This is a genomic window from Candidatus Accumulibacter vicinus (assembly GCF_000584955.1).
Taxonomy (GTDB): Bacteria; Pseudomonadota; Gammaproteobacteria; order Burkholderiales; family Rhodocyclaceae; genus Accumulibacter; species Accumulibacter vicinus.
In genome coordinates this window covers 135,316-142,606 of the sequence record NZ_JDSS02000043.1, presented here as the reverse complement: position 1 = coordinate 142,606, position 7,291 = coordinate 135,316, and the positions used below count along the sequence as shown (strand labels likewise).

The following is a 7,291-nucleotide window of genomic DNA, read 5'->3' as shown; positions in this document are numbered from 1 at the left end:
GTGAGTACGCGCTGGTGAACGACCATGCCGCCGCCCACGCCGGTCCCGAGGATGACCCCGAAAACAACTTCGGCACCATGTCCGGCACCATCGACGGCCTCCGAGAGGGCGAAACAGTTGGCATCGTTGGCCAGGCGGACCTCGCGTTGCAGGCGCGCTTCCAGGTCGTGCCGCAGCGCTTTGCCGATCAGGCAGGTGGAATTGGCATTCTTGATTCTGCCGTCAAGCGCGGACTCGGCGCCGGGGATGCCCACGCCGACACGACTATCCCTTTGCGCACGTTCGCTTTCGACCGCCTCAACCATTTCCGCGACTGCCTCGACGGTCTTCTGATAATCGCCCTGCGGCGTTGCCCGGCGTCGGCGTAGCAGCATGCGACCCGACTCATCGAGAGCCATCAGTTCGATCTTTGTGCCGCCGAGGTCGATTCCAATTCGTAACATGATTAGAAAGGTCGCACGATTTCTCGTACCACTGCGCCCATACGACCCCATGGGGTTCATCCGGCGTCAAGCCAAGGTCCGCAAACACAAGCGCTGAAGAACGTCGTCAATGGGCTTCACGCGTTCCTTCGCCGTGCCAAGGGGGAATTCTGAGGACAGTATAGCGAATTTGCACCGCTCAATGCCCCGGATGGTGTGGGAACGAGGAATTCTGTAGATCTACTGTCCCGGAAATCCTGGTCAGCGTGGTGGGCGCGGCCATGCCCGGGTGTTTTCGCGTCGTTCGCCTTCCCGTCGTTGACTTTCTGCCGGTCTATCGGATATGCCACCTCACAGCCAATGGTAACGAACAAGAAGATCTTCCTCGCCTCGTCGCAAGAGCTCGAAGACGACCGCCGCGCCTTCGAAATTTACGTCGGCCGCGAAAACAAGCAATGGGTGTCGCAGGGCGTCTTCCTCGAACTGGTGCTGTGGGAAGACTTCCTCGACGCGATGTCGCGCACGCGGCTGCAGGACCAGTACAAGCGCGCGATCCGTGACTGCGACCTCTTCGTGATGCTCGTCGCGAACAAGGTCGGTCGCTACACCGCCGAAGAATTCGCCACCGCTTTCGGCCACTTCCAGGCGACGAACCGGCCTTTTCTGTTCACCTACTTCAAGGAGCAGACCGGGAAGCCGGCGGAGATCCCGCCGGAAGACCAGCGCAGCGTGCGCGAGTTTCGCGAGAAGCTCGATCAGCTCGGCCATTTCCCGACCCCTTACTCGAACACCGACGCACTGCTGCGGCATTTTGACGGCCAGCTCGACAAGCTCGCCGCTGCCGGTTTCGTCGAACTGCGTCGCGAAGCGCCGGTGAGCGCAGCAGTATCTGCGCAGAAAGTGAAAGTCGGCAAGCGCGGCGTATCGATCGTTGGCGACAACCCCGGCAAGATCAGCACCGGCGACACTTACCACTACGACCAGCGCAGGATTTACCAGGTCGCCGCGCAAGCCGGAGCGAGCGCCGCCGAACTGCGCCGCGGCTACCTCGACTGGCTCAGCCGGCGCGCCAACGAACTGCCGCTGCTCGCCGCGGACAGCGGCAGGCCGGTGCAGCTCGCTTCGGTGTACACCGCGCTGCTGACGCGGCATGCGCGCGACGAGGTGCATGGCGGGCGTGGCCAGGCGCACCAGCGGCCATCCGCCTTTGGCGAACGTGATCGACAAGCCGCGCCACGCCAGTCGGCGCTCGAAGCGCTCGACGAAGAACGCCTGCTCGTGCTGATGGGCGGCCCCGGCAGCGGCAAGACGACTTTTCTCAACTTCGTCGCGCTGTGCATGGCCGGCGAGCTGCTCGGCGGACAGCCAACCAGCTTGCCGCTTCTCTGCCAGCCGCTGCCCGTTGACGACAGCGATCAGGCGCGCGCCGCCGCCAGCAAAGAGAAAACACCCGAACCCCAGCGCTGGCGCCACGGCGCGCTGCTGCCGGTGCGCGTGCTGCTGCGCGACTTCGCCGCCAGCCTGCCGCCGCCGGGCACGTCCCTTGCCGACGGTGCGCTGTGGACCTTCATCGTCGGCCAGTTGCCGGCACCGCTGGCGCGCTACCCCGACGAACTGCAACGCGAACTGCTGACCGCCGGCGGCCTGATCCTGCTCGACGGGCTCGACGAAGTGCCGGACGCGCTGCGCCGCCGCGAGCAGGTCAAGCAGGCGGTGCAGGACTTCGCCGCGATCCACCCGCGCTGCCGCTTCCTGGTCACCAGCCGCACTTACGCCTACCAGCGCCAGGACTGGAAGCTCGACGGCTTTGCCGAACGCGAACTGCTGCCGTTCACCCGCGGCCAGATCGAGCGCTTCATCGACTCCTGGTACGCGCACCTGGCGAACGACCTCTGCCGGCTCACCGGGAGCGACGCCAGCGGACGCGCGGCACTGCTCAAGCGCGCGACGCAACGGCCCGAACTGCGCGAGCTCGCCGAACGCCCGCTGCTGCTGACGCTGATGGCGCGCCTGCAGAGCAAGGGTGGCGGATCGCTGCCCGAGAACCGCGAGGAACTCTATGCGCAGTCGGTGGACATGCTGCTCGACGAATGGGAAGGCCTCAAGCTTCGCCGCGACGCCGACGGCCAGCCGATCGTCAGCGAACCGAGCCTCGGCGAATGGCTCAAGGCCCGACGCGAAAGCATCCGCGAGCAGCTCGACCAGCTCGCCTACCAGGCCCACCGGCAACAGCCGCAGCTCACCGGCACCGCCGACATCCGCCAGAGCGCGCTGATCGACGCGCTCTACGCCGCCTCGTCGGACCCCGACGTGCGGCTCAAGCGCCTCGAGGAATACCCCTGCGCGACCGCGCCGGGCTGCTCACCTCGCACGGCGAAGGGCTCTACCAGTTCCCGCACCGTTCGTTCCAGGAATACCTCGCCGCCTGCCACCTCGCCCGTTTCGACTACCCCGATACGCTGAGCCGGCTGGCGCGCAGCGACCCGAACCGCTGGCGCGAAGTGACGCTGCTCGCCGCCGCCCGTTCGAAAGCGTCGCCGTCGGCGATCTGGGAGCTCGTCGACGCGCTCTGCGCCGAAGACGACGCGCTGGACGACGCCGAAGCGTACTGGGGAGCGCTGCTCGCCGCGCAAGTGCTGCACGAGACCGGCCTCGCCGCGTTCAACCGGAGCCTGCAGGCACGCCACGAACGCAAACGCCTGCGCGTGCGCGACCGGCAGTTGGGCTTGCTCGCCAGCACGCGGCTGCCGGCGCGCGAACGCGCGCTCGCCGGCGACCTGCTGGCGCAGCTTGGCGACCCGCGCCGCCACCTGCGCGAAGTCGATGCGATGCGTTTCGTTTTCGTTCCACGCGGCCGCTTCTGGATGGGCCAGGAGGGCGACCAGAAGGCGCCGCTGCATGAGAACGACACGCTCGACTACGACTACTGGATCGGCGAATCGCCGGTCACCGTCGCGCAGTTCCGGCAGTTCGTCGAAGCCAGCGGCTACACCGCGCACCCTTCCGAAGCATTGCTGGATCTCGACAATCGTCCGGTGGCGTCGCTGTCGTGGTACGACGCGCTCGCCTTCTGCCGCTGGCTTGACGTGCGTTGGCGCGCGCACCTGCCCGCGGGCTGGGAGGTGACGCTGCCATCGGAAGCCGAGTGGGAGAAAGCGGCGCGTGGTGGCATCGAGATCCCGCGCGGCGCGATCCTTGGCAGTCTCGCCGAGGGCTTCGCGCCGCCACAATGCGCGCTGCAAGCGAACGCGCAAGCGCAGCGCGCGTACCCTTGGGGTGATGCGTGGGACGCCGAACGGGCCAACGCCGAGGAGGACATCGGCCAGACGACGACTCCGGGCTGCTTTTCGCGTGGCCGCAGTCCATTGGGTTGCGAGGACATGGCCGGCAACGTCTGGGAGTGGACGCGCAGCCTGTGGGGAAAGGAGTGGGACAAGCCCGAGTTCGGCTACCCCTACGATGCGCGCAACGCTGGACGGGAAAACCTCTCCGCGGACGCTGACATTCTGCGGGTCGTGCGGGGCGGCTCGTGGGGCAGTGGACGGGCCGCCGCCCGCTGCGCCGTCCGCGACAGGAATCCCCCGGACAACTGGAATGACAGCGGTTTTCGGGTTCTGTTGCGCCGGTCCCATGTTCTTCCCCACTTCTTCTGGTTGTGCCGCCAGGCGCAACGGTGCGACGGTACTCTCGTGCCGCACGCATTCCGGAAATGCCGGCCGATTCGCGCGAGCGGGTTGACCGGCCGAGGCGAAGGAAGAAGAACAGCGCCAGACGCGTCTGGTCCGCGCGCGTGCCGCAAGGCAGGGCGCCATCGGGGCAGCGCTCGCGCCGGGCAGATAGCAAAGCACGGACACGGCCAGGCGAAACGCCCGCCGTGTCCGCCCCGGCCCAGGCGCGGCGCCATGCCTGCAGGCTCCGGCGCAACCGGCCGCCGAGCAGCCTGCCGATGCGGGCGACCCTCCGGCTGACGTGCTCGTACTGGCCGCTGCTCAGCCAGTTCGACTGGCGAGCGAGGCGCAGCTAGGTGGCCCTCCCTTTTCCCCGGAGGCCTTGATCATCTTTCCGGCCCCCCCGATGACGCGCCAAGCCCCTTCTACTCCTGCATCGCGAGCAGTTCCTTGTCGGCGTAGCTCAGGCGCAATGCCAGCACCTGGGCAATGGCCTGCATCAGGTTAAAGGCGAGCCGTCGGTGCTCTTCGCACAGTTTCTCGAAGCTCTCCCGGTGCAACACGTAAAGTTCGGTATCCTCCATCGCCGTGGCATCGGCGCTGAAGCTGACCGCCCGAGTGACGAAGGACAGGCCGCCGACAAAATCGCCACGCCCATAGGTCAGGCGGTGGCGGCTGCTGCCCGTCCCGGGAACGGGCGTGGTGATGCGCACGGCGCCCTTGCGTATGAGAAACAGGCGATCCGCCGCATCGCCGGTCGAGAACACCTTCTCGTTCTTGGCCACCGAACAACGTTTGAGGCACTCGACAAGCGCGATCAGTGAATCTTCCTTCGAGTCCTTGAAGATTTCCATTTCGTAGATCTCGAGCGGCGGCACCTCGGTCGCCTGCATCAACTTCTCCGCGAGCACCTGATCTTCAACCCATTCGACCGCATCGTCGAGTTCTCCGAATATTTTGACATGATCGGTTTTGGTCGTCAGTTCCATCTGTTCAAACAGTTCGGCTAGGTTCTTTCCGTTGGGCAGGGTATGCGTCAAGCCGCTGAAGACCAGGAACGCCTCGCGTTCAATCAGTGCGTCCCTGATCTGACTCAGGAGATGCACCGCCGTGACGTCAACCGACTGGACACGGCGCATGTCGAGCACGATGTAGTTGCGCTTGCTCAATTCAGGCTCGAGGGCCGTGTAAAGCTGGTCCTTGGTGCCGAAAAACAGGCTGCCCTGCAGTTCCAGGATGGTGGTCCGGTCGCCGCGCTGTTCGAGCAGGTCCATCTCTTGTCCCAGACGCACCCGCTTCGAGAAGCGTTCTCTACCACTGGCCTTGCGGCGAATGACCGTGCTCATCAACTGCTCGCGAATGAACAGGAACATCGCCAGGGCAATGCCGACCGCTGACGCTGCGATCAGGCTGTAGGCGAGCGCCACGGCGACCACGGCCATGATCACCGCGAAGTCAAGCATCGTCCACGAGGATTCGAGCAGGTGGAGGCTCTTGATGTCGATCATCCTGATCCCCACGACAATCAGGATGCTCGCCAGGGCAGCGACCGGTATCCAGGCGATGAACGCTCCCAAGGCGAGAAACGCGAGCAGCGCCAGTACGCCTTCAACGACTCCGGAGATGCGCGTCTGACCGCCACTCGCCAGATTGACCAGGGTCGCGCCCATTTGTCCTGCCCCCGGCATCCCGCCGATACAGGCCGAGCCGACATTGCCCAGACCTTGCGCGATCAGTTCGCGGTTGGAATCGTGGCGACTGCGGGTGAGTGCATCGAGCACGACGGCCGTCTTGAGCGTATCGATGGATAGCAACACGGCCAGCGTCAGCGCTGTCCCCATGAGAGCGGCGATCTGGCCGAGCTTGAGTTCGCCGATGTCCCGCCAACGTCCGGTAACCGCCTCGAGCATGCCTGCGGCGGAACCGCCAAGAGGCCCGATGATCAGCTTGTTGCCTTCAAGGACCAGCATCGATTCGTCCACGAAGTGCGCCAATCCGAAATAGGTGAGCACTCCGGCCAGCAGGCCGAGGATGGCTGCCGGTACAGCGCGGGTAAGCAAAGGCGCGCCAAGCATCACGGTCGCCGTGACGCCGCCGATCAGTACGCTCTGCCATTGCCAGGTCTGCGGTGAGGTCAGCGTCCGCCACAAGGACTGATTGCCGAATACACCGAGGAATTTTGGAATCTGGCTGCCAATGATGATCAGGCCCACCCCGGTCAGGTAGCCACTGACCACCGGAAACGGAATGTATTTGATCAGGCTGCCGATCCGCATCAAGCCCAGAAGAAGCTGAATCAGTCCGGCCACCAGGCCGAGGGCAGTGAGCCGCAGCACGATGAACGCCGGGTCGACGTCCTGTTGGACAAGTTCGATGGCAAACGCCGAGAGCACCGCTGCGGCGGGTGCACACGGCGCCGTGATCAGCCGATTGGTGCCTCCCAGACTCGGCGCCACCAGGCCGAGGGCGGCCGCGCCGAGAATCCCTGCGAGTGCGCCCAGACCGGCATAAGCCGGACCGATCGAGGCATAAATGGTGACCCCAAAAGCGATCGCCGATGGCAGGGCGACCAGCATCGCCGCGAGGCCTCCCCAGAAATCGCCGACCAGCTTGTCATTCTTGAAACTCATTGCCAGATCCATGGTACAGGCCCTCCATTCAGACTCTTGTGATCAAAAAAGCCCTCTTTCCGACACCCTCCTTTGTTCAGGCACAAGCGACAAATGACCAAGCACTTTGCCTGGCAAACATTGATCGTATCACGGTGTCACTGGCAGGTCAGGTTTTTGGCACCAGTGCGGACGATGGCTGGACCTGCACGGCGATCCTCTCGGCACGCCGCGGGTGGCGACCAACGACGCCAATATCGTCGTCTGGCGCAACCTGCCGACCGGTGAGCCGTTCGGGATGGCACTACCCGGATGGCGACGGACGGGCGACGGTGATCAACCTGCGCTTCCCGGGGCAGTACTTCGATCAGGAAACGCAGTGGCGTTACAACTACTTCAGGGATCACGACCCCGGCCCAGGCAGGTACCCGAGGGGCCGCAACGGCAATGACCATTAGCCAGGCGGGAAGAAGTCGGCTTGAGAGAGGCATTGCGCGCTTGGAAATCCCAGAAGATGGTAGTCTTGACAGGCCTTCGACAGTATCTGTTAACGTCAGTTCGGGATAACGAAGCCAAAAAATTAGCGTTAACA

Annotated in this window: 5 protein-coding genes; 3 read left to right on the top strand and 2 right to left on the bottom strand. The window is 64.7% G+C overall.

Annotation, left to right across the window (positions count from 1 at the left end; translation table 11 throughout):
- Window positions 1-443: ROK family protein (locus tag CAPSK01_RS23995; protein WP_034930346.1), on the bottom strand; the 443-nt coding region annotated here is incomplete at its 3' end.
- Window positions 444-782: 339 nt separating this feature from the next.
- Here CAPSK01_RS23995 and CAPSK01_RS23990 point away from each other — a divergent pair.
- Complete coding sequence (locus CAPSK01_RS23990; RefSeq protein WP_273704079.1) at window positions 783-2,885, top strand: NACHT domain-containing protein; 2,103 nt, start codon at window positions 783-785, stop codon at window positions 2,883-2,885.
- A 38-nt stretch (window positions 2,886-2,923) separates the two neighbouring features.
- Window positions 2,924-4,390 carry a formylglycine-generating enzyme family protein gene (locus CAPSK01_RS18920; RefSeq protein ID WP_034930344.1) on the top strand — a complete coding sequence of 489 codons (1,467 nt, stop codon included), beginning with the start codon at window positions 2,924-2,926 and terminating at the stop codon, window positions 4,388-4,390.
- Window positions 4,391-4,515: 125 nt separating this feature from the next.
- On the opposite strand, the gene CAPSK01_RS18915 is transcribed toward CAPSK01_RS18920, so the two are convergent.
- A complete protein-coding gene (locus CAPSK01_RS18915) occupies window positions 4,516-6,720 on the bottom strand; it encodes a SulP family inorganic anion transporter (RefSeq protein WP_034930482.1) in 2,205 nt (734 codons plus the stop codon).
- A 263-nt stretch (window positions 6,721-6,983) separates the two neighbouring features.
- Between CAPSK01_RS18915 and CAPSK01_RS23985 the strand changes: the two genes are divergently transcribed.
- Window positions 6,984-7,157, top strand: a complete 174-nt coding sequence (locus CAPSK01_RS23985; RefSeq protein ID WP_273704078.1) for a hypothetical protein — start codon at window positions 6,984-6,986, stop codon at window positions 7,155-7,157.
- Window positions 7,158-7,291 lie beyond the last annotated feature (134 nt).

Bases quoted from the DNA above. Each gene is read 5' to 3' on its own strand.
- CAPSK01_RS23990 (WP_273704079.1), top strand. From the start codon at position 783: ATGGTAACGAACAAGAAGATCTTCCTCGCCTCGTCGCAAGAGCTCGAA.
- CAPSK01_RS18915 (WP_034930482.1), bottom strand. From the start codon at position 6,720: ATGAGTTTCAAGAATGACAAGCTGGTCGGCGATTTCTGGGGAGGCCTC.